General features: G+C 62.4%; 20 protein-coding genes and 1 pseudogene. 4 read left to right on the forward strand and 17 right to left on the reverse strand.

The annotated features are described in order from the left end of the window. Positions 1 to 123: 123 nt before the first annotated feature. From AAG801_RS13920 to AAG801_RS13940, 5 genes are all read right to left on the reverse strand, one after another. Positions 124 to 597 (reverse strand): transposase, encoded by a 474-nt coding sequence (locus AAG801_RS13920; RefSeq protein ID WP_341888900.1) that lies wholly within the window; start codon positions 595 to 597, stop codon positions 124 to 126. 164 nt (positions 598 to 761) lie between these two features. After that, positions 762 to 2198 carry a hypothetical protein gene (locus AAG801_RS13925; RefSeq protein WP_341888901.1) on the reverse strand — a complete coding sequence of 479 codons (1437 nt, stop codon included), beginning with the start codon at positions 2196 to 2198 and terminating at the stop codon, positions 762 to 764. A gap of 62 nt (positions 2199 to 2260) precedes the next feature. Then, entirely contained in the window at positions 2261 to 2383 is a 123-nt protein-coding gene (locus AAG801_RS13930; RefSeq protein ID WP_341888902.1) for a hypothetical protein, read from the reverse strand. Between the two features lie 31 nt (positions 2384 to 2414). Next, positions 2415 to 3212 (reverse strand): ubiquinol-cytochrome C chaperone family protein, encoded by a 798-nt coding sequence (locus AAG801_RS13935; RefSeq protein ID WP_341888903.1) that lies wholly within the window; start codon positions 3210 to 3212, stop codon positions 2415 to 2417. Between the two features lies 1 nt (position 3213). Beyond that, the gene (locus tag AAG801_RS13940) at positions 3214 to 3840 is read right to left on the reverse strand and encodes a helix-turn-helix domain-containing protein (RefSeq protein ID WP_341888904.1); all 627 of its coding nucleotides are present in this window, start codon (positions 3838 to 3840) and stop codon (positions 3214 to 3216) included. A 258-nt stretch (positions 3841 to 4098) separates the two neighbouring features. Between AAG801_RS13940 and AAG801_RS13945 the strand changes: the two genes are divergently transcribed. Next, entirely contained in the window at positions 4099 to 5352 is a 1254-nt protein-coding gene (locus AAG801_RS13945; RefSeq protein ID WP_341888905.1) for a hypothetical protein, read from the forward strand. A 230-nt stretch (positions 5353 to 5582) separates the two neighbouring features. Here the strand turns inward: AAG801_RS13945 and AAG801_RS13950 are convergent, their stop codons facing one another. The 3 genes from AAG801_RS13950 to AAG801_RS13960 form a co-directional block, all read right to left on the reverse strand. Further along, positions 5583 to 6554 carry a nuclease-related domain-containing protein gene (locus AAG801_RS13950; RefSeq protein ID WP_341888906.1) on the reverse strand — a complete coding sequence of 324 codons (972 nt, stop codon included), beginning with the start codon at positions 6552 to 6554 and terminating at the stop codon, positions 5583 to 5585. 577 nt (positions 6555 to 7131) lie between these two features. Then, positions 7132 to 8574, reverse strand: coding sequence for a tyrosine-type recombinase/integrase (locus AAG801_RS13955; protein WP_341888907.1), 1443 nt, complete (start codon positions 8572 to 8574; stop codon positions 7132 to 7134). Between the two features lie 452 nt (positions 8575 to 9026). Further along, positions 9027 to 9407 (reverse strand): cupin domain-containing protein, encoded by a 381-nt coding sequence (locus AAG801_RS13960; RefSeq protein ID WP_153280721.1) that lies wholly within the window; start codon positions 9405 to 9407, stop codon positions 9027 to 9029. Between the two features lie 654 nt (positions 9408 to 10061). On the opposite strand from AAG801_RS13960, the gene AAG801_RS13965 reads away from it, so the two are divergent. Continuing rightward, positions 10062 to 11384: an amidohydrolase gene (locus AAG801_RS13965; RefSeq protein WP_341888931.1), complete on the forward strand. Its 1323-nt coding sequence runs from the start codon at positions 10062 to 10064 to the stop codon at positions 11382 to 11384. 65 nt (positions 11385 to 11449) lie between these two features. Here AAG801_RS13965 and AAG801_RS13970 read toward each other — a convergent pair whose 3' ends face one another. Beyond that, entirely contained in the window at positions 11450 to 12469 is a 1020-nt protein-coding gene (locus AAG801_RS13970; RefSeq protein ID WP_192192544.1) for a tripartite tricarboxylate transporter substrate binding protein, read from the reverse strand. A gap of 368 nt (positions 12470 to 12837) precedes the next feature. Here AAG801_RS13970 and AAG801_RS13975 point away from each other — a divergent pair, with 368 nt between their 5' ends. Both AAG801_RS13975 and AAG801_RS13980 read left to right on the forward strand, forming a co-directional pair. Then, entirely contained in the window at positions 12838 to 14370 is a 1533-nt protein-coding gene (locus AAG801_RS13975; RefSeq protein ID WP_341888908.1) for a sensor domain-containing diguanylate cyclase, read from the forward strand. Between the two features lie 261 nt (positions 14371 to 14631). Then, a complete protein-coding gene (locus AAG801_RS13980; protein ID WP_341888909.1) occupies positions 14632 to 15903 on the forward strand; it encodes a bifunctional diguanylate cyclase/phosphodiesterase in 1272 nt (423 codons plus the stop codon). Between the two features lie 22 nt (positions 15904 to 15925). On the opposite strand, the pseudogene AAG801_RS13985 reads toward AAG801_RS13980, so the two are convergent. From AAG801_RS13985 to AAG801_RS14020, 8 genes and pseudogenes are all read right to left on the reverse strand, one after another. Then, a pseudogene (locus AAG801_RS13985) lies at positions 15926 to 16144 on the reverse strand (cellulose synthase subunit BcsC-related outer membrane protein); the annotation flags it as partial. 248 nt (positions 16145 to 16392) lie between these two features. Further along, positions 16393 to 16875 (reverse strand): nuclear transport factor 2 family protein, encoded by a 483-nt coding sequence (locus AAG801_RS13990; RefSeq protein WP_341888910.1) that lies wholly within the window; start codon positions 16873 to 16875, stop codon positions 16393 to 16395. Further along, positions 16872 to 17429: a VOC family protein gene (locus tag AAG801_RS13995; RefSeq protein WP_341888911.1), complete on the reverse strand. Its 558-nt coding sequence runs from the start codon at positions 17427 to 17429 to the stop codon at positions 16872 to 16874. Before AAG801_RS13995 ends, AAG801_RS13990 begins: the two co-directional genes overlap by 4 nt. Before the next feature lie 32 nt (positions 17430 to 17461). Then, complete coding sequence (locus AAG801_RS14000) at positions 17462 to 18232, reverse strand: SDR family NAD(P)-dependent oxidoreductase (RefSeq protein ID WP_341888912.1); 771 nt, start codon at positions 18230 to 18232, stop codon at positions 17462 to 17464. Beyond that, the gene (locus AAG801_RS14005) at positions 18225 to 19196 is read right to left on the reverse strand and encodes a tripartite tricarboxylate transporter substrate binding protein (RefSeq protein WP_341888913.1); all 972 of its coding nucleotides are present in this window, start codon (positions 19194 to 19196) and stop codon (positions 18225 to 18227) included. Before AAG801_RS14005 ends, AAG801_RS14000 begins: the two co-directional genes overlap by 8 nt. A 37-nt stretch (positions 19197 to 19233) precedes the next feature. After that, complete coding sequence (locus AAG801_RS14010; protein WP_341888914.1) at positions 19234 to 20016, reverse strand: glucose 1-dehydrogenase; 783 nt, start codon at positions 20014 to 20016, stop codon at positions 19234 to 19236. Further along, positions 20013 to 21080, reverse strand: coding sequence for a substrate-binding domain-containing protein (locus tag AAG801_RS14015; RefSeq protein WP_341888915.1), 1068 nt, complete (start codon positions 21078 to 21080; stop codon positions 20013 to 20015). The genes AAG801_RS14010 and AAG801_RS14015 overlap by 4 nt, the downstream gene beginning before the upstream one ends. Beyond that, positions 21077 to 21697 carry a carboxymuconolactone decarboxylase family protein gene (locus tag AAG801_RS14020; protein WP_341888916.1) on the reverse strand — a complete coding sequence of 207 codons (621 nt, stop codon included), beginning with the start codon at positions 21695 to 21697 and terminating at the stop codon, positions 21077 to 21079. The genes AAG801_RS14015 and AAG801_RS14020 overlap by 4 nt, the downstream gene beginning before the upstream one ends. Positions 21698 to 21925: the final 228 nt, after the last annotated feature.

Here is a 21925-nt window from a genome sequence, read left to right on the forward strand (position 1 = left end):
ATGCGCCTTGAACTCGGCGCTGTGAATTCGCCGGCGACGCCGACCTTGACTGAGGGCTACGGTAGTGTCCATTTCTCCACCAAGAATTAAGTGGAGAAGAGCATCCTTTGCTTTTCACAGGAATCAAGGTGGGCCGACTGGACGCTCACCCTTGGCTGTGGCGCTGCCGTCGTGCACGCGGGCACGTTCCAGTCGCAGCCATTTGTGCAGCTCTTCCCATAGCGGCTGCGTGACGGCGGTCCTGCGGGCCAGACGTTCCTGGTTCGTCAGCGTGGCCAACTCCCGCTCGATGCGGTAGATCCTGGCGATGCGTTGCAGCGCTTCGGTGGCAACCGCGCTCTTCCCGTTGTCGCGCAGCAGTTCGTCGAACTTCCTCCTCGCGTGGGCAAGACATCCCGCGGCAATGCGACCGTGCTCTGCCGTCATCACCTGCTCATAGGGACGACGGCCTCGGCCTGCCACTGGATAGTGAGGCTCGATGACTTTGAGAAGCGCCTTCCACGGCACCACCAGTTCCATCTCGGCAAGGAAGACTTCGCGCCTCGTCTTCTTCCTCTTACCCGCTTGCTCGGCATCCGAAAAACTGATCTGGCTCATCGCTCTTGCTCCTTTGCAGGGTTCAGTCATTCATGCAAGAAACGTGCTCTTGATCAGACCTTCCCTAGGGGTCTTCACCACTCACTCATTGGTCTGACACCCGCTGATATGGAGACGGACCTCGCACGCACTAGCTAGCCCAGGGAGAGTTCGCGCTCTCAGGGTCAGTCCAACATGAAGCGATCAACTTCGATCGTAGTCCGGAGCAGCTTCGAAGGCTCGACGCCGTAGGTTTGGGCGAGCGTTGTGCTCGTGGCGAGGATGTCAATATTCAGTTCGAGGTCAAATGCGGCAATGGTGAGCTCCCCGAGGCACGCGAATTGGTCCACAAGGCGCTGCAGCGTCTTCTTCTGATGCTCGCCCAGCGTGGTTGTGTATTCCTTCATGCGCTCGGAGATCGCTTTGGCGCTGCCTTCAACCTCGCGGGACAGAATGCTCGATAGCACTTGGCCGGCCAACGCTCCCACCAAGGCACCGAGGACTGGCACTGGAATGACCGCTTGCCCAATGGCGGTAGCCGCCGCCACCATGCCCACTTCGGAGCACACCAAGCAGCCGCTGTCGACAAGCTGCGCCATCGAGATCTCCCCGGCGTAGTAGCCCTTTACAAGTGGTGCGAGCCCTTTGACCGCGGATACCACAGCGCCAGCCATAGGGGCGGACATCGATGCACAGTTTGTCATCAGGTAGAGAGCCCCACCCGTCACACCGCCAATCACCGCCCCTTGGGCGGTGTCGAGCCCAACGTCCTTCCAGTCTTGCGCGGTGAACTCACCTTTGAAGATGTTCTTGCCTTCGCGGTACTTGGCAAAGGTGGTCCCAACGAAGGAAACGCCGGCGCCAACCGCAGCAGCAATTGCCGTCGCTTTCAATCCCTCTTGCAGGGACGCCTGATGCTGGGTCCTGATCTCCTCGACCTCCTTTTCGTTGGCCTCGGTGATCTTTTCCTGGTGATGGTCGAGGGTTTCGTCGATCTTTCCGAGCTGAACTTCGCTGTAGTCAAGAGAAGCCGGGCGAACGACATCGCTGAAATCCCTGCCTGTCTTGCTCTCGAGCTCCTCCACCAGGCGCTTGAGCGCATCAATGGATTTCTGATTGAGGTCTGTGTCTTCGCCGTTTAGCACCTTCTGGACCAATTCAAATTGATCCTTCGGGATTGCATAGTAGGTGTTGCCGGCCGGAAAGTTGGGGTACTTGTCCAAGTGGCCTGCAACGCCGCCCAGGCTGTTGTGAACGCCGTTGTAGAACTTCGACTGTACGTCGGCACCATTGACGATGTAGTCGATCGGACCGATGCGATCGGGGTGCAGATCGGCCGAGGGTGCGCGCCCGAAAAGGCTGTCCCACGACCGGCGAACACCTACTTCCGCGACCTCCGCGATTTCGCCATGCTTGGTGGCTGGGGACCCAAGGATGTTGCCGGGGCGATCAATGAACTCGCGAACGGAATCCATGGTGAGCATCGACTCCTGGAATCGCAGGTTCTGCGCCTCCTCTGCGGCGGCACCGGCCAGCATGCGGTTGTTGTTGGCCATCTCGGTCAACGAAGCCATTGCTTGGTCGAGCAGTGAGTCGATTCGAGGCACAGGTTTGTTGTTCATATTGGGGCGGAAAACGCGCTGATCGGTCGCGGGATGAATGCGGGAGCGAGCATGTGCTCGGTCTACAGGCCATCCCTTTTGTTGACCACCTTGGCGTAAAGATGGGCTGCGATGACGGTGACTGCGCCAGCGATGAACGCGATGATGTGCGTCTTGAGATACTCGGTGGGACTGGGAATCAGCATGAATGTGCTTCGGTTTCAGGTTGAGGCGGGCTCAGGATGGTTGATGTTCAATTGCGGAAGAGCCCTGCTGAGCTTTCTTGCGCATGTATGCAATCTGCACGACACAAGGCATCGTGACGCGATAGGCGGGGCTTGCCATGTCGGCCAGCGCCCAAGCGCCGGTGACCGCCCAGCCGATTGGGCCGACCAACAGTGCAGCTGGACGGGCAAGTGCCGCGGTGGCTCCGAACATCAAGCCACGACCGAGCAACGCCTGGACGGTGGCGCCGGCCACCAGGCGAGAGGCCTTGTACGCGACCGTACGGCTGAGCAAGGCGGCTATCAGAGCTGCAGTGATCGCGGTCGCGCCGCGTCGAGCCATCGTTGCTGCATCGGGGACATCGAGATCCTTCAGCATGTTCTCGCGTTCATCGGTGGACAACTTTTCAAAAGAAGCCGTGAGCAAGGTTGTAAGGATTCCCTCTTCCAGTTCCTCCGTGCTGGCACCTTTTTTCGCCTTCACTTTGAGGTGATCAGCAACGTCCTGAACGATTTCGGCATAGGGAACGCCGTTCGCTCCGCCGCCACCGAACAGGCCGCGAACGCCGCGCACCAGGTTGACGACGGTGTTGCCCCCGAAATGCCTGAGCTCAGTCTCAATCAGGGCTCTTTCGTCGTGGGAGTACCTTCCCATGGCCTTGGCTCCTGCAAGGCGCTCGCAGTGCGCGCTATCAAGCGAGATGCGACCCTCCCCGGAATCGGTGATGTAGTCCACCAGTACGTCGAGATCCTCCGGGTCTGCTGTGCGCAGGATCTCCGTAAGAGAGGTGGTGCTGTTCGAGTTGTTCATTTCAGTTCCGTGCAGTGGAGGTGCCTACGATTGCGCAAAATGTCAGCAGCACCGGAAGGTGCCGCTTGGAGACGCCATTCGATCCGAATGGAATAGAGGCCGCGACTGCAGCAGTGGATGCTTTTGCGGCGCGTCGGAAGTCACGAACCTCTTTCGGCAAATTGGCGTTGCAGTCGTTCTCGATGGTGCTGAGACCTCGCCCGAAGTCGATGGCTGCCTCAGCTACGTCCGGCGGGTTCTTGGGGTCTGCGGCATCAAGCCGGGTCATCAGCTCGCCAAATCTTTTCTCAGGGAGTGCCTGTGCGAACGTCACGGCTCCTGTGGCAAGACTCGACCAGTCCTTGGGGCGCATCAGGAGAAATGCAGGAGGGATGCCCAAGGTGTCGGCGAGCCGGCAGATCACGTCAAGGGTTGGATTGGCTGCAGGATCGGTCGCTACTGTGCGTAGGTATTTGGTCAACGTCGAGCGGCCGACGTTGGATTGCTCGGCGAGATCGGTTTGTGAGAGCTGTGTCAGCTCGCCATCCTCGTTCTGCGCGGCGACGCGCATCGCGCGCCGAATCGCGTCTGTAAAGCTTCGAGAAACGCTCTCGAAAAGCCGGTCGCTATTTTCTCCGTCCTCTTGCATCTTCGTCCTTCCCGTTGGAATGGGAGAAGTCTACGGAGGGCGTAGTGCGCGGCAAAATCTGTCTGTCCATCACGCTGTGCAAACGTGCCTTGTCTGCCTGTGCCGATTCTGATAGACGCGAGATGCGGATACGGCATTCACCGTGCAGTGGACGAGTGTGTCCATTTCAATGGACAAATGTTGATCTATGGCATTCCGTTCTTCTGCTTGTCGGCACATACTCGCCGACACCAAAACCACCTACAGAGGGACTGCATCGTGTTGAAGTTCAATGAAGCTGCTGAGGCGAAAACCCGCGTCGCCGAAGCTGAGGTATCTCTTGGCGAATCGCAACAGGGCTTGATTGAAGTATGCAACCAGCTCTTCAAGCAACGCTCAGAGGTCAGTCGAGCGCTGATCGGTGACTTCGAGGCTTACGTGAACTCACTCGCCAGTCGACCGAAAGAGTACGACCGTACGTTTGAGTATTACCACATCCGCATGAAGCAGTTCGACGCCGCCAGCAAGGCTTCAAGCGAGCACTTCAGCGCCGAAATTCGTAAGGCGGCTGTGCTCGGAGGTGGCGGTGCGGGTGTGGGGATCGGCTTGGGCGCTGCAACGGCAGCAGCTGCTCCGACAGCTGCAATGGCTGTCGCCACCACCTTTGGCACCGCTTCGACCGGCGCCGCAATCTCGACCCTCTCCGGCGCGGCGGCCAACAGTGCTGCCTTGGCGTGGCTGGGTGGGGGGGCATTGACCGCCGGGGGTGGCGGGGTGGCAGCGGGCAACGCACTGCTCTTGCTGGCCGGGCCGGTTGGGCTGGCCGTGGCAGGTGTTTCGGTTGCGGCGGGCCTAGGGTACACGGCATACAAGAACAGAGCCACCATCGAGAATGCAAGCGCTGTCTTGCTCCAATTGCTAGAAGCGCAAGGCGAGGTCAAGCTGCACACCAACGAGGTGTCCGGAATCTACGGCCAGACGGTCGACCACTCGCATCGCTTGCGCCAGATGTTGGACGACTTTGTCGCCGATGCTCCGAAGGACTATGCGCAGTTCTCTGAGCGCCAGAAGGAGCTCTTGGGCGCAATGCACAACAACGTATTGGCATTGAGCCGCTTGCTCAAGGTCAAGCCGGGTGAAGTTCCGGAATTTAGTGGGTCGCTCGAGGAGGAAGAGCTGGATGCCGCGCGAGCAGAGGCAAGCGGCACGGCGGAAGAACATACCCCGACCGGGTCTGACGTACCAATGCAGACGGCGACGGGAGCAAGTGCATCGCTGATGAGCGCCGTTCCTGGCGCTGCAACGTTGGGGCAACTCCTAAAGAGCCGGCTTCAGACTCAAGATGCTCGCGCATCGGCATCGGGTTCATCTGCCTCTACGGCCAACGAGAGCGAGTCGGCAGATGAAGGCTCGAAGGAGGACCCGTACAACCCGAACTTCGTTTTCTTTGCGAAGGCCCAGGAGAAAAAGAATGCTGAGGATGCCTCTCACCTAGGGGAATTCGCCCCGCCAAAGCGTTTCCCATTTTTCTGAGTAGCCGCTGATGGGCTAAGCCATTTTCTTTTTGGTGAGGTCCTGCGATCCTGCTGCGTCTGGGGTCCAGTTGCTGGGGTTCGCCCCAGGGGTTGAGAGGGAAAGATGAAGTCTTGGCTCATCACTCAGACGACGGCGTCTACAAGCGATCCCCCGGGTTTTCTCGCGTCGAATGGCACGGAAGCAGGGTAGTTAACTCATCTGCACGGAATCTCTGGCAGTGCCGCGACCTAGTCCGAGAACGACCTGATAATTTGAAAAGCGCCAACAGCGATCGCTCCAGTAGCCAGAACAACCGTCTTCGCGTTCTTGACGAAGGCCTTTCCCGGGCTAAGCGGCTCAACGGAAATTCGTTCGACCTCCGGGGCCTTGTCGGGGACGCTGTCGGGTATTGCAGACGGCTCAACGTCTTGCGGCGCGATGAGTCGTTCCAGTCGCTCGCGCTCCGGCAGGCCATACTTGTGACTCGCGGCCGCTAACTCCAGCATGAAGTCTCTAAACGCGGGCACGCTTCCGACGAAATCTAAGGAAGCGCCACACACATCAAGCAGCGCATTCGGGTTGCTGAAAACTACCGCATGGCGTACCCGATCCGAGTCCAGCATGGCAATGCGAAGCAGCTGACGCAGCGGTTGCGCTGATTCGCGTAGCTGCCGGCCAGGATTTCGACCCGTTCTGTCCTGAAGTGCCTCATGTTGATCCCCGTTACGCCCTCTCGTCCGCGTCCACGAGTCACCAATGACGTGCACCGTACCCGAAACGTTCTTGACTTCGACCGCAAGCACACCGAACGGACCTACTACGACAAAATCCACTTCGCCGCGGGGGCCTATATATCCTTGAATGACGGTCAATTCGTCAGACAGCTGCCCCAGGCGATTCATCGAATTTAGAAGCCGAATTTCTCCTTCTTGGCCCGCCCGCCAGCGCGTCTCCTCGTCGGATGTCTGGTCGAGCCTGGGAGCAGGGCCCACTTCAGGCAAGCTCGCCACCATGTCATAGATGAAACCTCCCGCCATGTCGAGGTACCGCTTCTCCGCCTTGGCGTCCTCAATTTTTTTGCGTCGGGCGCGAATTTCATCGTTGAGAGTTTCAACCGTCGACTTGTAGCCTTCGTGCTGTCGGATGAAGTTCTCCATCCGAGGGCGAGCCGCCTCCGCGGCTTGTCCTCCTGCGTGGTCTGACAAAACGATGTATCGCATCTGCTCTCCTCGATCGCCGGTGGCTGTTTCGCCAAGCTGGACTTTGATACGGATCGTAACGCCTATTCCACGTAAGCGCGGGGCGCGGATCCGCATTGGGGTCCTTGCGTTGGGGCGGCCTTACGCCGTTGCAGTGGACGGTCGCCAGGGAGGCGGCAACAGTTGGTCGATGCTTCGCGGCTTCTGCGTTGGATGTCCGTTCGGTACGTCGGAAGCCGCGGGCTCGATGGATAGGGTCTGTACACGCCTGATGGAACCCAATTTGGTGGCGACGTTGGACCAGGCCGCGCTTTCACCTGCGAGCAGATCACGGTGATTGAGAACTTCGAGACCTTTTGGCACATCCCACCCTATCGCTGGATCCGTTCGAGCGAGGCAGGGACATTGATGGTCTATCGCGGCGATCCGGAGAGTCCGGATCAGGGCGCTGTCGCTCTCGTGCGAGATCGCTTTGATGAGGTCGACCTAGACGGGGTTGAGCGCCGTGAAAGCGCTGAGTGCTGGCGCCACGACGGCCGAGAAGTAAACATGACTCAGAATGTCGCCGGGCTCGTACAGGGGGCTGCATTGAGGCCCTTCAATTCTTCGGCACGGAGATTGGGAAAAGTTTGTCATCCTCCTTTTGGGAGGATGAGACGGCGCTATCAAAAAGGATCAGTTCTATCTTTTGCCCAAGCTTGTTCCAAGCCTCCTTCTTTTCCTTGGCATAGTCGTAGTGCAGGTAGTGACGCCGTACTTTGCTGCCGGCAATGATGTGGTTTTGGCACTTGTCGATCACGTCGAGCGACACCCCCAAGGCCTGCATCATCGTCGCGGCTGTGCGGCGGAGATCATGGGGTGTCCATTCGCCGGTCTTCCCTTTGGCGATCACGAGGGAGTTGTCATTCTTGCGATTCTTGAGTGGCTTCCGCTTCTTGAACTGCATTTGTCGATCCCCAATTTGCTTTGACGTCGATTTGACGCACACATGGTGGTCGCCCGCGCTTGCGCTGCGGGCCGGAAAGCACCACTTCGAATCCTTGCCTGTGATCTCGTGGAGGGATTTGAATTGCCGGCTTGCAAAGGCGGACAGGTAGACAATGTGATCCTGCTGCTCTCCATTTGTCTTTTTGGTGTTTTCCACGGGAATCCGCCACATACCGGTTTTGAGGTCAAGATGCTCCCACTTGGCTTGGAGTAACTCACCAATGCGACAGGCGGTGGCCAGACACAGCCACATTGCGATTCTTGTCTCGGTCTTGAGTGGTTTTGACGCCGCTCTCTTATCCGGCGCTGATTCGTAGACCGCGTCCATCGTCGAAAAAATATCGCGCAGTTCTCGAATCTCATCAGGCGAAAAGATGCGGCTACGCTCGGCGTTCGCCGTTGAACCGACCGGCAGGATGCGATCGATTTCGAGCAGATTGGCTGGGTTGCCTTCGATCATCAAGGTGCGCCACGGCTGACGCTTTTCAGCCCAAGAAAACATCTGGACCAGATCGTTGTAGACGCGTGTAGTCATGCGAGCCACGCCACGTTGCACCATCGCCCGGAGCAGGGCGCGAAGATGATGCTCAGTCACGTCTTTCACGCGCTTACTGCCGATGCTTGGCAGCACATCCTTCTCGAATGAGCGACGCAGTTCTGAATTGCCATCCTTGCGCGTTACGCCATCGGCCAACCAAGCGTCGAACATTTCTTGCACGCTCGCATCCAGCACCTTCGTTCGCTTGGCTTCGAGCGCTGCTGCATCTTTGGCTTCGGCCGCTTGCACCTGGAAATCGATGCCATCACGAGCCAGTGCCTGAATCCTCGCGTTTTCGGCGGTCGCGGCACTTAGCGTCATGAATCCTTCGCCGCTGTTTCCGTAGGGCTTCGGAAGGCGTGCTTCGCGCTGTTTGCCGTCCACGACGTACTTGATAAGCCAACGCTTTTCCCCGTCGAGCGCTACCCGGATGTAGAGCCCCGTATCAACCGTGAGTTTGTACGGCTTGCCCCTGGGCCGTGCCGTGTCTATCGCTCGAACTGTTAGCTTTGCCATTCCGTGCCCTAACCGTGCCCTAAAAATATTCGGATTGAAATGTACCTGATCAGATGCTCTAGGAACGAAAGGTACCGTAAGTATTTGATTTAAAAAGGCTTTATCTATCCGGTGAAGTCCGATGGGATCCAGTGGAATCCGCAAAATAATTCCATGGGGTGCAAGGGGTCGAAGGTTCGAATCCTTTCACACCGACCAACAAAACGTCCAAGGGCGTCCGGTTTCATCTACCGGACGCCCTTTTTCATTGGGCCGGGCGAATCGTGTCCGGAGGCACACACTGAAATCCGGTGACTGCCAGCGCCAAGTGGGGGTACAGAAGGGGGTACAAACCTCCTGAATCCCCTGGGGCGGCGGTTTTGTACCCGCCCCTGGTGTATGTTGTTCCGTACGGATCACGCCTGCGTTAGAGCATCCCGAAGAAGTCTGTTCCTGAGGCCTTTCACCTCGGGTCAGCTCTTGGACTTTGCATATTCCTCTGCGCTCATCATCTCCAAGCCGACGAACGGAGCGTTGCCTTCGACCCATGCGTCGTGACCCGGCGGAATGGTGTACGACATGCCTTCCTCAATGACAGTCTGCGAGCCGTCATTCATTTGCACGGTGATGCGACCGGAAACCGCGTACCCGACGTGAGCCACCTGGCAACTGTCCGTGCCCACGACCGGCTTGATGCACTTCGACCAGCGCCACCCGGGCTCGAACTTGAAGCGTCCGAGCGTGTAGCCCTCGAGGCGGACCACTTCGACCCGGGTCTTTTCGGGCTCCCGAACCTCATCCGGTTCGTCATGGGATTTCGTCTGAAGCTTGTTGACATGCATTGGACTTGCCATCGCGACTCTCCTTGCACGAGTGAGCAACCAGTCCGCGGCAGTCTCGTGCCGAACCGCACGTGAACGATGGAATGGTAGTCCTGGGCCACGCTTGCAGTGATCTATTTCTTGCACGGCAGTGCGCTCCTTGCAGTGGGCGTCATGTGGCAGTTTGCGTAAGCTGAGTTACAGAAAATCTTCGTCCACCACCAGCGACAGCACGGATCAGCGCAGTCGCTGGGCCCAGCTTGATTCCGGCTCCCGGTGCAGTACCCAGCGGCGTCTATCGCGCAGGAAGCTTCTGTTGACTGCAGTCGCTTTGACCGGTCGAACAGTGCGCGCTCCTGATGAGGGTTGCAAGTCCAGCATTGGATGTCGGGTGTCGCTGGCGGATTCAACCGGTCGATGCAACACACTGATTGCTGCGCACGCAGAAGGGGTGTTGTAGATGCCTCAGCATCGCCGTTCGCTGCCGTGCGTAGGCAACGTACACCAGTGATTCTTCTGTCGCGGCAAGCGAGTTCGTGACCACGGTCGTCGTGACCTTGCTGTCCGCGGCGTGTCTCATGACGTCAAGGCCGGGGAGGGCAATCCCGGGCTCGAAGCTTGCATGAAGCCGTTCACACTGGTGCGGCGGGTGTCCGTCTTCTTTCCTTTTCACGGGGTGTCTTCTTCATGTCTTCCTGTTCATTTCCTCGCGGCGCTTTGTCCGCCGTTGCGTTGCTGACCTTGGCGCTGAACGCCGGCGCACAGAAGTCGCTGCATCAGCAAGTCGGGCCCATCGTCAACGGCATGTACCCATCGCTCGACGCGCTCTACAAGGACCTGCACGCCAATCCGGAGATCGCATTTCAGGAAGTGCGCACGGCCGCGAAGCTGGCTGGTGAAATGCGCCAACTCGGTTTCGACGTCACCGAGAAGATCGGCGGCACGGGCGTCGTGGCGATCTACAAGAACGGTGCAGGGCCGACGGTGCTGGTGCGCACCGAACTCGATGCGCTGCCCATGGAGGAGAAAACTGGCCTGCCGTACGCGAGCAAGGCCAAGACGCAATCGAACGGCCGCGAAACTTTCGTGGCTCACAGCTGCGGTCACGACATCCACATGGCGAGCTGGGTCGGCACCGCGCGCACGCTGCTCGCGATGAAAGACCAGTGGAAAGGCACGCTGATGTTCGTGGCGCAGCCCGCCGAAGAAACCGTCTCGGGCGCCAAGGCGATGCTCGCCGACGGTCTGTTCAAGCGTTTTCCCAAACCCGACTTCGCGTTCGCGCTGCACACCTCGCCGTCGCCCTATGGATTCATTGGCTACAAGGTGGGTGCGATCAGCTCCAATTCGGACTCGCTCGAGATCACCTTCAAGGGGCGTGGGGGTCATGGGTCGGCACCAGACAAGACCATCGACCCGATCGCGATCGCCGCACGCTTCATCACCGATGTGCAGACCGTTGTGAGCCGCGAAAAGGATCCAGCGGAGTTCGGCGTGATCACCATCGGCGCCATCCAGGCCGGCACTGTGGGGAACATCATTCCCGACGCGGCGGTGCTGCGCGGCACCATCCGCAGCTATCAGCCGGAAGTGCGTGAGAAGCTGCTGGCCGGCGTTCGCCGCACAGCCAACGCGGCTGCGATGATGGGCGGTGCGCCCGAGCCGGTGGTCGAGCTCGTGCCGGGCGGCGCCGCAGTGGTCAATGACGAAGCGGTGGTCAATCGAACGGCGGCGGCGCTCAAGACGGCGTTTGGCGACCCGAAGGTGGTGCAGGTGCGGCCCATCACCGCGAGCGAGGACTTTTCCGAGTTCGTCAATGCCGGTGTTCCGTCGATGATGTTCTTCGTGGGCGTGCTTTCGCCCGAGGATGTGGCGGCGTCGCTCAAGCCCGGCGGCAAGCCTCTGGCCTTCAATCACTCGCCTTTCTTCGCACCGGTGCCGGAGCCCTCGATCAAGACGAGTGTGGAGGCCATGAGCTTGGCCGTGCTCACCACCATGGCACCCAAGTAGCCCGGGTCGCCGTCGCTGGCCGCGCTGCGGTCATGCGATCGGCAGCTGCGGGCGCTATACAGCCATCAATCCGCTGTGATGTTGTTTGCCTTCACGACGGCTCCCCACATCTTGTACTGGGCGCGCGTCATCTCGCCGAGTTGTTCCGGTGAGCCGCCACCGGGTTCGTCACCGCGATCCACAATGCTCTTGACGACGGTCGGGTCCTTCAGGGCCGCATTCATCGCGCTGCTGGCCTTCTTCACGATGTCGGGGCTCAGGCCAGGTGGTCCATAGAGGCCGATGAAGGAGATGATGGTGAAGTCCTTGACGCCGCTTTCCGTGGCCGTGGGCACGCTTGGCAGCATCGGGGACCGCTTCTCCCCCGTGACCAGCAGTGGGCGCAACTGTCCCGACTTGACAAAGGGGGCGACGACGGAGGTCGCGTCGAACATGGCGTCAAGACGGCCTGCCATCAGGTCGACCATGGCGGGGCTGCTGCCTTTGTAGGGCACATGGTTCATCGCCGGGCTGCCCAGGCGTTCGCGCAGCAACTCCATCGTGACATGTATCAGCGAGCCCGGCCCACCGGTGCCGTAGTCAATGCCTTTGCCCGCTTTGGCCCTGGCCTTCACTTCCTCTGCGAACTGCGCATAGGTCTTGATGGGGGAGGTGGCGGGTACCACGAGCACCAGCGGCGACTGCAGCATGACGCCGATGGGCGTCATCTTCTGCGGATCGACAATGCCCAGCTTGGTGTAGACATGCGGCATGATCGTCATCGAGCCATTGCCAACCAGCAGCTTGTGGCCGTCCGGCGGCGCCTTCATCAGTTCGACCGAGGCGATATTGCCGTTGACACCGGCCTTGTTGTCGATGAGCACCGGTTGGCCGAGCGCGCCTTGCATGCCGTTCGTCAGTACGCGTCCCGCAAAATCGGTTTGCCCGCCGGGCGGGAAGCCGACCAGCAAGGTGACCGATTTGGTGGGCCACGTCGTCTGTGCACTTGCGACTGAGCCCACCAATGCACCCAAGCCGAGGGCTGCAATGCCCAGGCAAAGGGTCAGGCGGCGCGCCGTCGGATCAGAGGAATAGTTCGTTCGCATCATCAGGTCCTTCCATCGGCCATGTGTAGAAAACTGCCCCCTGGATCGCGCGCCGCTGCTGCGCAACGTGGGCCTGGTGAAAAGTGATTCTGCGTCAATGCTTTTCCGCGCGATGCGGGGTTAAACCTAGCCAGGAGGCCTCCCGGTTGCGTTGACAGGCCCGTCGCAGGGCCGGCAGAGCAAACGACGTCGTTGGCCGCCAGGCGGCGAGAAGCGGTCGTTGAGACGAGGACATCGACGAGGCGTTCTTCGACGTGCGGGCTGTCTGAGCCCCACAGCCGACCGGGCGAAAGGTGACGGTCCGGCCGGAGATGTGTCAAAGTCGCGCAAGCGCTTCAGATCAGTCGCCGTTGCTCCGGAAGGACACAGTGTTTCGCCGACCCTCCATCACTTTTCGAACGACAGCCTTCGTGACCGTCGTTTGCCTGGCCCTCGTGGCGCTCGACTGCTGGAACAGCTGGAATTCGCGCGCGGAGCAGCTTCAGCAGATGAGCGTTGCGGCATCGAACCTGGCGCGTGCCATGGCGCAGCAGGCGGATGACACGATCAAGCAGGCCGACACCGCGCTGGTCGGCATTGTCGAGCGCATCGAACACGACGGCACGGAGCCGGCAGCCGTCGCTCGGCTTCGCAAGGTGCTCGGCATGCAGGTGACCGAACTCCCGCAACTCGACGGACTTCACATCTATGACAAGGACGGAAACTGGGTCGCGAACTCCCGGCAGATCGCGCCGCAGAATCTGAACAATGCGAGCCGCGAGTATTTCGTCTTCCATCGCGAGCACGAGGACCGTGGACCGCACATCGGTATTCCGGTGAAGAGCCGGACCAACGGCAAACTGCTCGTTCCCGTTTCCCGGCGCATCAATCACGCAGACGGCAGCTTCGCCGGCGTGGCGCTTGCGACGATCGACATCGACTTCTTCTTGAAGTTCTACGACAGCCTCGACATAGGGCAGGCCGGCGCCGTTGCGCTGATCCTCGAGAACGGAACGATGATGACCCGCCGGCCATACAGCACCGACATGGTCGGAAGAAACATGCTGGGAACGGGCCTCTTCCAGGCGTACGTAGCTCAGGGCCCTGCCGGGACGGCCGAAATCAAATCGGCGCAGGACGGCGTCACGCGATTGAACAGCTTCCGGCGTCTCTCCAACTATCCGCTGTTCGTTGCCGCGGCCCTCTCCAAGGACGAGATCCTGGCCGCCTGGTGGCGGGAAACGCTCTGGCATACGGGCGGCGTCACGCTCCTGACGTTGATCGTCGGCTTCGTGGGATGGCGGCTGGTGAAGCAGATGGAACTGCGAAGCAAGTCCGAGGCCGAACTGCGGCGGGCGCGCGACGCGCTGGAGACGCTCAACAAGACCTTGAACACCCTCGCCATGGAGGACGGTCTCACGGGGTTGGCAAATCGCCGGCAGTTCGACGTGGCGCTCGACAGTGAATTCAGCCGAGCCATGCGCAACGCGAGCACCCTGGCGCTCATACTGATCGATGTCGATTGCTTCAAGCAGTACAACGACATCTACGGTCATACGGCCGGGGATGAGTGCCTGCAGACGATCGGGCGCACGATCGCAAGCGTCGCATCTCGCCGTCCGGGAGATCTTGCTGCCCGGTACGGCGGCGAGGAACTGGCCGTGCTGTTGCCCAATACCGATGTGGCCGATGCCGCCGTCCTGGCGGAGCGAATCCGCAGCGCGGTTCGTGACCTGGAAATCGTGCACGCCGGGACCCCCGACGGCTTCGTCACGCTGAGCGCCGGTGTGGATGCGTTCAGCCCCGCAGTGACCTCGGGACCACCGAAGACGTTGATCCAGGCCGCCGACAAGGCCTTGTACGCGGCCAAGATGGGAGGGCGCAATCGCGTGTGCACGGCGATGCGACCGAGCGCTGCGTAAACAAGTCCCTGAGATATGTTCGTCGATGGCCCCCAGCAGTCGACGAGCCTTGCCAGCAAGGAGTTCTTTGGTTGTAGCAAGAACCAAAGAATCCCGTTCATAGACGCCGCCAGCGAAAAATCCCTTGCCATGGTCAGCCCGCGCAGGCTGAATCCGGGCATCAGCAGCTTTTGATTTTCGGAACACCAGCCTGTGCCGAACGAGTCCGCTCATGTCATCTCGTCGCCGGACGAAGCGTTGAGGCGCCTTCCTCCGGACGAGGTGCTGTCTCCGCTCATCGCGGACTGGGCGCGCGCGGGCAAGCGCCTTGCTGTCGTCTGCGACATCGATCTCGATCGCTTCAGCGAACTCAACCAGCGCCTGGGCATGGCGGGCGGCAATGCCGCGCTGGTCGAAGCGGCCCGTCGCATCAAGGCCCAACTGCCGCGCGAGTCGCTATTGGCGCGCATTGGCGGAGACGAATTCGCGGCCGTCTTCGCCGGACTGGGGTTTTCGCAATGCCACGAGGTGCTGGAGCGCATCCTGGCGGCGCTGGCCGAACCCTGGCAATGGCGGGGCCGCACCGCCCACCTGGGCGCCAGCCTCGGCGCGCGGATGATGGACAGCACCGGCCCGGCGCCCGAACTTGCGTTGCGCGATGCCCAGCATGCGGCCTTCTTCGCCAAGCGTGCCGCCGACGGCAAGGTGCATTATTTCGACGCCCCGCAGGCGCAGGCCGATGCGCAGGTCGTGCGCGAGCGCCAGCGCATCCAGGAGGGGCTGGCGCTGGGCGAGTTCTTTCTGTGCTACCAGCCCAAGGTCGACATGCGCCGCGGCATCGTGGTGGGCGCGGAGGCGCTCATCCGCTGGAACCATCCGCAGCGCGGCCTGCTGCAGCCGATCCATTTCGTGCCCCTGCTGGAGGACGACGCGCTGGCCGAGCAGGTCGGCGAGTGGGTCATCGCCACGGCATTGCGGCAGTTGTACGACTGGCTCGAGGTGGGCCTGCGCATGTCGGTCAGCGTCAATGTGAGTCCGCTGCACATGATGCGCCACGACTTCGTCGACCGGCTCACGCAGCAACTGGCACAGTACCCGAAGCTAGGCCGGGGTGCGCTGGAGCTCGAGATCCTCGAGACCACGGCCATCAGCCAGTTCGCCACGGTGGCCCGCTTCGTTGAGGCGTGCCAGGCGCTCGGCGTGGCGGTGGCCATCGACGATTTCGGTACCGGCTATTCGTCGCTCACGTACCTGCGCCAGCTGCCCGTGTCGTCGGTCAAGATCGACCAGTCGTTCATCCGCGACATGCTCGACAGCGAGGCCGACCGCGCGATCGTGCAGGGCATCCTGCTGCTGTTGAAGGCGCTCGGACGCACGGCCGTGGCCGAAGGCGTCGAGACGCTGCACCACGGCGAGGCCTTGCTCGCCATGGGCTGCACACTGGCCCAGGGCTACGGCATCGCGAAGCCGATGCCGGCGGATCAGATGCAGTGCTGGGTGGCCGAGTTCGAGCGCGCGCCGCCGTGGGGCCGCGAGCAATCGACGGACGACTGAAGGTCCGCGCGCCGACCCGTCCTCAGAGCAGCGGCGTGTAGGGCGACACCAGCGGACGCAGCGTCGTGCCGCTCGGCACGCCCAGCGTGCCCGCACCGTCGAACACGTAGCGAAGGTACACGCCGCCCGTCAGCTGGCGGTAGTTCTGCGCGTTGTTCAGTCCGATCGAGCCGCCCAGGAACATCTTGGGCGCGAGCTGGTACTCGAGGATCGCGGCCAGGTTGTAGGCCACGCTCACGAAGCTCTGCGGGCTGCAGTACGGGCTCGCAAGAACTGCAGGGACGGGCGGGGATTCAAAGACCGCTTTCGCCGGAGTTGCCGACGCTCAAGTCGCTCGCTGCCGATGCATGCTTCGCTGCGCAGCAGACAAGCCCCGCGGCACCTGCGCGCAAGGAAGGCGAGATGAGGATGAGTTCCTCACAAGCCACGTTGTCGATCGCTGGTCCTTATCTTCTTAAGTAGCGAGGACCTTGCGAAATTCGTGCTGCTTCAGGTCAACCCGAGCGCTCGCAGCTTCGCATCGGCGGCGGAGTAGGGCCGCTCGCACACGATCTTGTCGGAGCCCGGGGCGAACTCGAAGGTCGCGGCCATGCGGATGCGGAACGTTCGACCGGTCGCGTCGAACAACTTGCCATTGGCATGCAGCGGACCCAGGTGCGTGCCGCTGAGCCAGAACTCGACCAGCACCGTGGCCCCGTCGGCGGCGATGGCGATGATCTCGTTGGCCAGGTCGGGAAAGGGCGTGCGCGAGCTGCGGAAATAGCCGCGCACTTCTTCCTCGCCGTCGAATACCACGCCGCTTCCGTGCATCTCGTAGCGAGGATGCTGGAACGTGTCGATCACCGCATCCCACGCCTGCGTGCATTCGAGCGCCATGTGATCGCGCACGGTCTGGATACGTGCCGCTTGAAGCGTTGCTGTGTCCACGGGGTCTCCTGCGTGTTGCTGAACGGATTGAGCCATCGCCGTCATGGCGTGGGAGCGGCGGCGGCGTTTTCGCCCATGCGGCGAATCGGGTCCTTGCCGTCCCATCCCTCGGCTGCGCGCCGGATCTCGCGGAAGTACTCGCCCTTGCCGCCGGCCATCTCGGAGATTTCGAACATGCCACTGGGCAGGTCGGGATGGACGAAGTAGGCGAAGCGACCACGCATCCCCATGCGGCCGCTGTGGCCCTCGACGTAGCCCATCGACAGCAGGTGCTGCACGGCCTTGTCGAAGCCGTCGTCGGTCCAGTAGGCCAGGTGCTGGGCGCCTTCGCCGCCGCGGCGCAGCGAATCGAGATAGAGCGACGGCGCGTCGTCGCGCTGCTGGATCAGTTCGATCTGCAGGTCGCCGGAGTTGGCCAGCGCAATGGACAGCCGGGGCAGGCGCGAGGGCTTGCCGTAGTAGGTGAACTCGGTGGTGCCGACTTCTTCCTTGTAGAACCACGGCCCCACGCCCAGCGTGCGTGACCAGTGGGCCATGGCCTTCTCGATGTCGTGGACGACATAGCCGACCTGGCGTGCGCCGCCGAACAGCATGCTCATTGAATGGACTCCTTGGTGCCTTGGTGATGCGCTCAGCGCATGTACGCGCCGCCGTTGACGTCGAGCGTGGCGCCCGTCATGAAGGACGACAGGTCCGACGCCAGGTAAAGGCATGCACTCGCAATGTCTTCGGGCTGGCCGACCCGGGCCAGCGGGAACGTCTTGCCCAGCGCATGCTTGTTGTCGTCGGAGTTCGCGCCGCGCGAGAAGTCCGTCATGATCAAGCCGGGCGCGACGGCGTTGGCGCGCACGCCCTGCGGCCCCAGCTCCTTGGCAATGGCGCGCATGAAGCCCAGCACGCCGGCCTTGGCGGCGCAGTAGTGGCTGCCGCCGAACACCCCGCCGCCTTGCTGCGCGGACATCGACGAGATGCAGATGATCGAGCCGCTGCGCTGCGCGACCATGGTGGGAATCACGCACTGCGCCATCTGCAGGGTGCCGCGCAGGGCGATGGACACGACCTGCTCGAAGTCCTCGGCGGTCACTTCGAGCACGCCGCGCTTCTGCGTGATGGCGGCGTTGTTCACCAGCACGTCGATGCGGCCCGCCCATTGCAGGGCGCGCGCCACCGCGGACGAACAGGCGCCGGCATCGCGCACGTCGCAGCCGATCCCGATGTGCTCCGGTCCGATCGACCGAGCCGCTGCTTGTGCCTCTTCTTCGTCCAGGTCGAGCAGCGCTACCTTGGCGCCGTGCCGGGCGAACAGCCGCGCCGTGGCCAGGCCGATGCCGCGCGGGCGCGAGGCACCGGTGATCAGGGCCACGCGGCCCTGCAGCAGCGGGAGGAGGGCGGCGTCACTCATTGCTGATGTTCGCGGCCTTGGCGATCTGCTTCCAGCTTTCGATGTCCGCCGCGGTCATGGTGCGCAGCTCGTCGCTGCCGACGAAGGCGGCGGTGATGCCCAGGTCCAGCAGGCGGGTCTTCACGTCGGGCATCTCGAGCACCTGCTTGAGCGCGGCGGAGAGCTTGCCGACGATCGGCTTGGGCGTGCCGGCGGGTGCGTACAGTGCCCAGCGCAGCGCGCCCATGCGCTTGCCCGCGAAATCGATGCCCTCGTCGTCGTAGCTCGACACGTCGGGCAGGCTGGGCGAGCGCGAGGTGCAGGCGGTGATCGCCTTCACCTTGCCGGACTTCACCATCGGCGAGCCCGACGCCATGTCCACGTAGGCCAGCTTGACGTGGCCGCCCAGCATGTCGGTCTGGATCTGCACCACCGACTTGTAGGGGATGTGGCTCATCTGCGCCTGCGTACGCAGGTTGAACAGCTCTCCGCAGAAATGGCCGGTCGAGGCGATGCCCCAGCTGGCGTACTGCACGCTGCCCGGCGACTTCTTGGCCAGCGCGATGAGCTCCTTGGCGTTGTTCGCCGGGAAATCGTTGGTCGCGATGAGCAGGATCGAGGCGGTGCCGACCTGCCCGATGGGTGCGAAGTCCTTGACCGAGTCGTACGAGAGCTTGGGATTGCTCGCGGGCAGCAGCACGTGCGTGGTCGCGCCGCCGATGCCGATCGTGTAGCCGTCGGCCGGCGCCCGGGCGACGAAGTCGGTGGCGATGGCTCCGCTGGCGCCCGGCTTGTTGTCCATCACGAAGACGCCCTTGATCAGCGGCGCCATCTTGTCGGCCAGAAGCCGGCCGAGCGCATCGCCGCCGCTGCCCGCCGCCGAGATCAGGACGAAGCGAATCGGCCGTGTCGGATAGTCTGCCGGCGTTTCGGCATGGGCGGCGAACGCGAGGCCCGCGAGCGCTGCAATCCACAGTTTGCGCATGGTGTTGTCTCCTTCTTTGGGATGGTGGGATACCGGCCTACAGGGACAGGCCGCCGTCGACCACCAGCTCCAGGCCCGTCACGTAGCTCGATTCGTCGGAGGCGAGGAACAGCGCCGCATTCGCCACGTCCCACGCCGTGCCCTGGCGGCCCATGGGGCAGCGCGCGTTGCGCATCTCGCGGCCCACCTGCGCCTCTTCGTCGTTCTTGAACAAGGCGGCGGCGTGGGGGGTGTCGATCAGGCCCGGCACGATCACGTTGCAGCGCACTTGGTGCTGCGCGTACTGGCGGGCCACCACGCGTGTCATGTGGTTCAGCGCCGCCTTCGAGGTGCTGTACGACAGGAACTGCATCGGGCTCCACTTGCGGCTCGCGATGGAGGAGATGTTGATGATGGAACCACCGCCCTGGCGGATCATGTGCGGCACCACCTCGCGCGCCGTGAGCATGGGGCCCTTGAGGTTGATGGCGTGCACGCGGTCCCAGGACTCTTCCGTGACCTCGAGCAGCTCGCCGAATTCCTCGATGCCGACGTTGTGGTGCAGCACGTCGATGCGGCCGAAGCGCGCGACGCAATGCGCCACCATTCGCCCGATCTGCTCGCTGCTGCGCACATCGGCCTCGAAGGCTTCGGCGATGCCGCCGATGTCATGAATGCGCTGCACCGACGCCGCAGCGGCTTGGGGCGAACGGTCGGCACAGAGCACTTTCGCGCCTTCGCGGGCGAAGGTGACGGCGCAGGCGGCGCCGTTGCTGATGTCGCTGCCGACGGAGCCGGCGCCGACCACGAGCACCACCTTGTTCTGGAGGCGCTGCGTCATGGGGCGGTTCTCGTTTTCTTGCGGGCGGCAACGGCAACGGCACCGGTGGCGGTCTTGGCGACCGGGCCGCAGGATTCGCGCAGCACCATCTGCGTGGTCAGGAGAATGCGTTCCTGCTCGAGCGGTGCCGTGCTGTCCAGCCGCCGCAACAGCAATTCGGCCACGGCGGTGCCGACCGCTTCCAGGTCCCAGGTCAGCGACGTGATCGCCGGACTGAAAAGCTGCGACAGGTCGGTGTCGCCGATGCTGACGACGCTGACGTCGTCGGGCGCCAGGCGGCCCGAGTGGCGCAGCGCCTGCAGCACGCCCGACAGGATGCGGGTGCCCAGGCAGAGGAAGGCCGTGGGCGCCGCGGGCGAGCCCAGCAGGGAGAGGGCTTCGCTGAAGGCGAAGTCCATCGCCGACTTCTCCGCGCGGATCAACTTGGGGTCGGGCTGCAGGCCGCGCTCCGCAAAGGCATCCCTGTAGCCCACGATGCGCTCGCGGCCCGGGCGCAGCACGCTGCCGGGCGTCAGCAGCGCGATGCGCGTGTGGCCCAGGTTCAGCAGGTAGCGCGTGGCTTGAAGGGCGCCGTTGTAATGGTCGACGTGCACGCCCGCGTTGTCGCCCTGGAAGTCGCGGTCGAGCGCAATCACCGGGCCGTCCGCCGCCAGCTGGTCGAGGTATTCCGGGGTCTCGGTCTGGCAGGGGCCGAGGATGAGCCCGTCGACGCGTCGGCGCCGGAACAGGTCGACCAGCGTTTTCTCCCGCTGCTCGTCGTTGTGGGTGCTGGCCACCAGCAGCGCATAGCCGGCTGTCAGCAGCCGCGATTCGACCGCCGTGATGATCCGCGCATACAGGGGGTTGGCCAGGTCCGACACCAGCAGCCCGACCACGCCCGTGGAGCGGGTCCGCATGCTTTGCGCCACCGCGTCGGGGGTGTAGCCGAGGTCGCGTGCCGCCTTGGTGACCGCTGCGATGGCCTGTTCGCTGACACGCCCCGTGCGGTTCAGCGCGCGCGACGCGGTGCCGATGGCCACGCCGGCGGCCTTGGCCACTTCGCGGATGGTGACCTTGGCCTTCATGCCGGCACCTTGGCTTGCGCGAGCGGGGCAGAAAAGCGCTCCGCGCCTGGCTCCAGCGGCACGGCCGCGCTGTTCAGAAAAAAGGCAGCCATGTGATAGAAGCTCGACGCGAAGATGAGCTCGATCACCTGCGCCTGCGGCCAGCCCGCGCAAAGCGACTGCCAGGTCTGATCGGACACCGTGGAATGGTGGTGCAGCTCGTCCACCATCCGAACGATCAAGCGCTCCTTGTCGGTCCATCGCGTCGGCGACAGCGCTTGCCAGTCGGCGCTTTCGGTGAGCTCGCGGACCTGCGCGGCATCGAGCTCGCATTGGTCCGCGTAGATGCTGACATGCATCCCCCACTCGTACTCGGACCGCGTGAGTGCGCCGGTGCGGATGATCGCGATCTCGCGGTCGCGCTCGGGCAGCGCGCACTGGAACAGCACCACATGCGCCATGGCCTGGAAGGCCGGACCGAGCTTGCTGTGATTCGCGAGCGCCAGCCGAAGGTTCAAGGGCGACAGGCCTTTGAACGCGGTGCTTTGTATCGCCGCAGCGACCTCGGGTTCGTAGGGCGGTGGCCGCAACGGCAGCCGTGCGGAAGGTGAAGGAGAGAGAAGTGCGGCGCCGGTCATGGCCGCAGTTTGAGATGGATGTGGAAACGTTTCTACAGTGATAACCCTGAAAATTTACAGATACAGATTCGCTCAAGAATCAAATAGAAAAGGGAAAAAGAGAAAACGGTTCCACACCAGGCAGATGGCCGATGACGTGACATTTGGGAGCGTTCTTCACCGTGGCGATGTACGCGGCGCCGCGCGGCCAGGCATTGGTTGCGCATCGGGGCTATTTCTTGCCCCCAA

It is taken from the genome of Variovorax sp. YR752 (assembly GCF_943372545.1).

Excerpts from the sequence above, each read along its gene's own strand:
- AAG801_RS13925 (WP_341888901.1), bottom strand. The coding sequence starts at position 2,198 with ATGAACAACAAACCTGTGCCTCGAATCGACTCACTGCTCGACCAAGCA.
- AAG801_RS13995 (WP_341888911.1), bottom strand. The coding sequence starts at position 17,429 with ATGAGCATGCTGTTCGGCGGCGCACGCCAGGTCGGCTATGTCGTCCAC.
- AAG801_RS13960 (WP_153280721.1), bottom strand. The coding sequence starts at position 9,407 with ATGGCAAGTCCAATGCATGTCAACAAGCTTCAGACGAAATCCCATGAC.
- AAG801_RS14005 (WP_341888913.1), bottom strand. The coding sequence starts at position 19,196 with ATGCGCAAACTGTGGATTGCAGCGCTCGCGGGCCTCGCGTTCGCCGCC.
- AAG801_RS14020 (WP_341888916.1), bottom strand. The coding sequence starts at position 21,697 with ATGACCGGCGCCGCACTTCTCTCTCCTTCACCTTCCGCACGGCTGCCG.
- AAG801_RS14015 (WP_341888915.1), bottom strand. The coding sequence starts at position 21,080 with ATGAAGGCCAAGGTCACCATCCGCGAAGTGGCCAAGGCCGCCGGCGTG.
- AAG801_RS13990 (WP_341888910.1), bottom strand. The coding sequence starts at position 16,875 with ATGACGGCGATGGCTCAATCCGTTCAGCAACACGCAGGAGACCCCGTG.
- AAG801_RS13935 (WP_341888903.1), bottom strand. The coding sequence starts at position 3,212 with ATGAACAACTCGAACAGCACCACCTCTCTTACGGAGATCCTGCGCACA.
- AAG801_RS13965 (WP_341888931.1), top strand. The coding sequence starts at position 10,062 with ATGTCTTCCTGTTCATTTCCTCGCGGCGCTTTGTCCGCCGTTGCGTTG.
- AAG801_RS13950 (WP_341888906.1), bottom strand. The coding sequence starts at position 6,554 with ATGCGATACATCGTTTTGTCAGACCACGCAGGAGGACAAGCCGCGGAG.
- AAG801_RS13955 (WP_341888907.1), bottom strand. The coding sequence starts at position 8,574 with ATGGCAAAGCTAACAGTTCGAGCGATAGACACGGCACGGCCCAGGGGC.
- AAG801_RS13970 (WP_192192544.1), bottom strand. The coding sequence starts at position 12,469 with ATGCGAACGAACTATTCCTCTGATCCGACGGCGCGCCGCCTGACCCTT.
- AAG801_RS13920 (WP_341888900.1), bottom strand. The coding sequence starts at position 597 with ATGAGCCAGATCAGTTTTTCGGATGCCGAGCAAGCGGGTAAGAGGAAG.
- AAG801_RS13930 (WP_341888902.1), bottom strand. The coding sequence starts at position 2,383 with ATGCTGATTCCCAGTCCCACCGAGTATCTCAAGACGCACATCATCGCG.
- AAG801_RS14000 (WP_341888912.1), bottom strand. The coding sequence starts at position 18,232 with ATGAGTGACGCCGCCCTCCTCCCGCTGCTGCAGGGCCGCGTGGCCCTG.
- AAG801_RS14010 (WP_341888914.1), bottom strand. The coding sequence starts at position 20,016 with ATGACGCAGCGCCTCCAGAACAAGGTGGTGCTCGTGGTCGGCGCCGGC.
- AAG801_RS13940 (WP_341888904.1), bottom strand. The coding sequence starts at position 3,840 with ATGCAAGAGGACGGAGAAAATAGCGACCGGCTTTTCGAGAGCGTTTCT.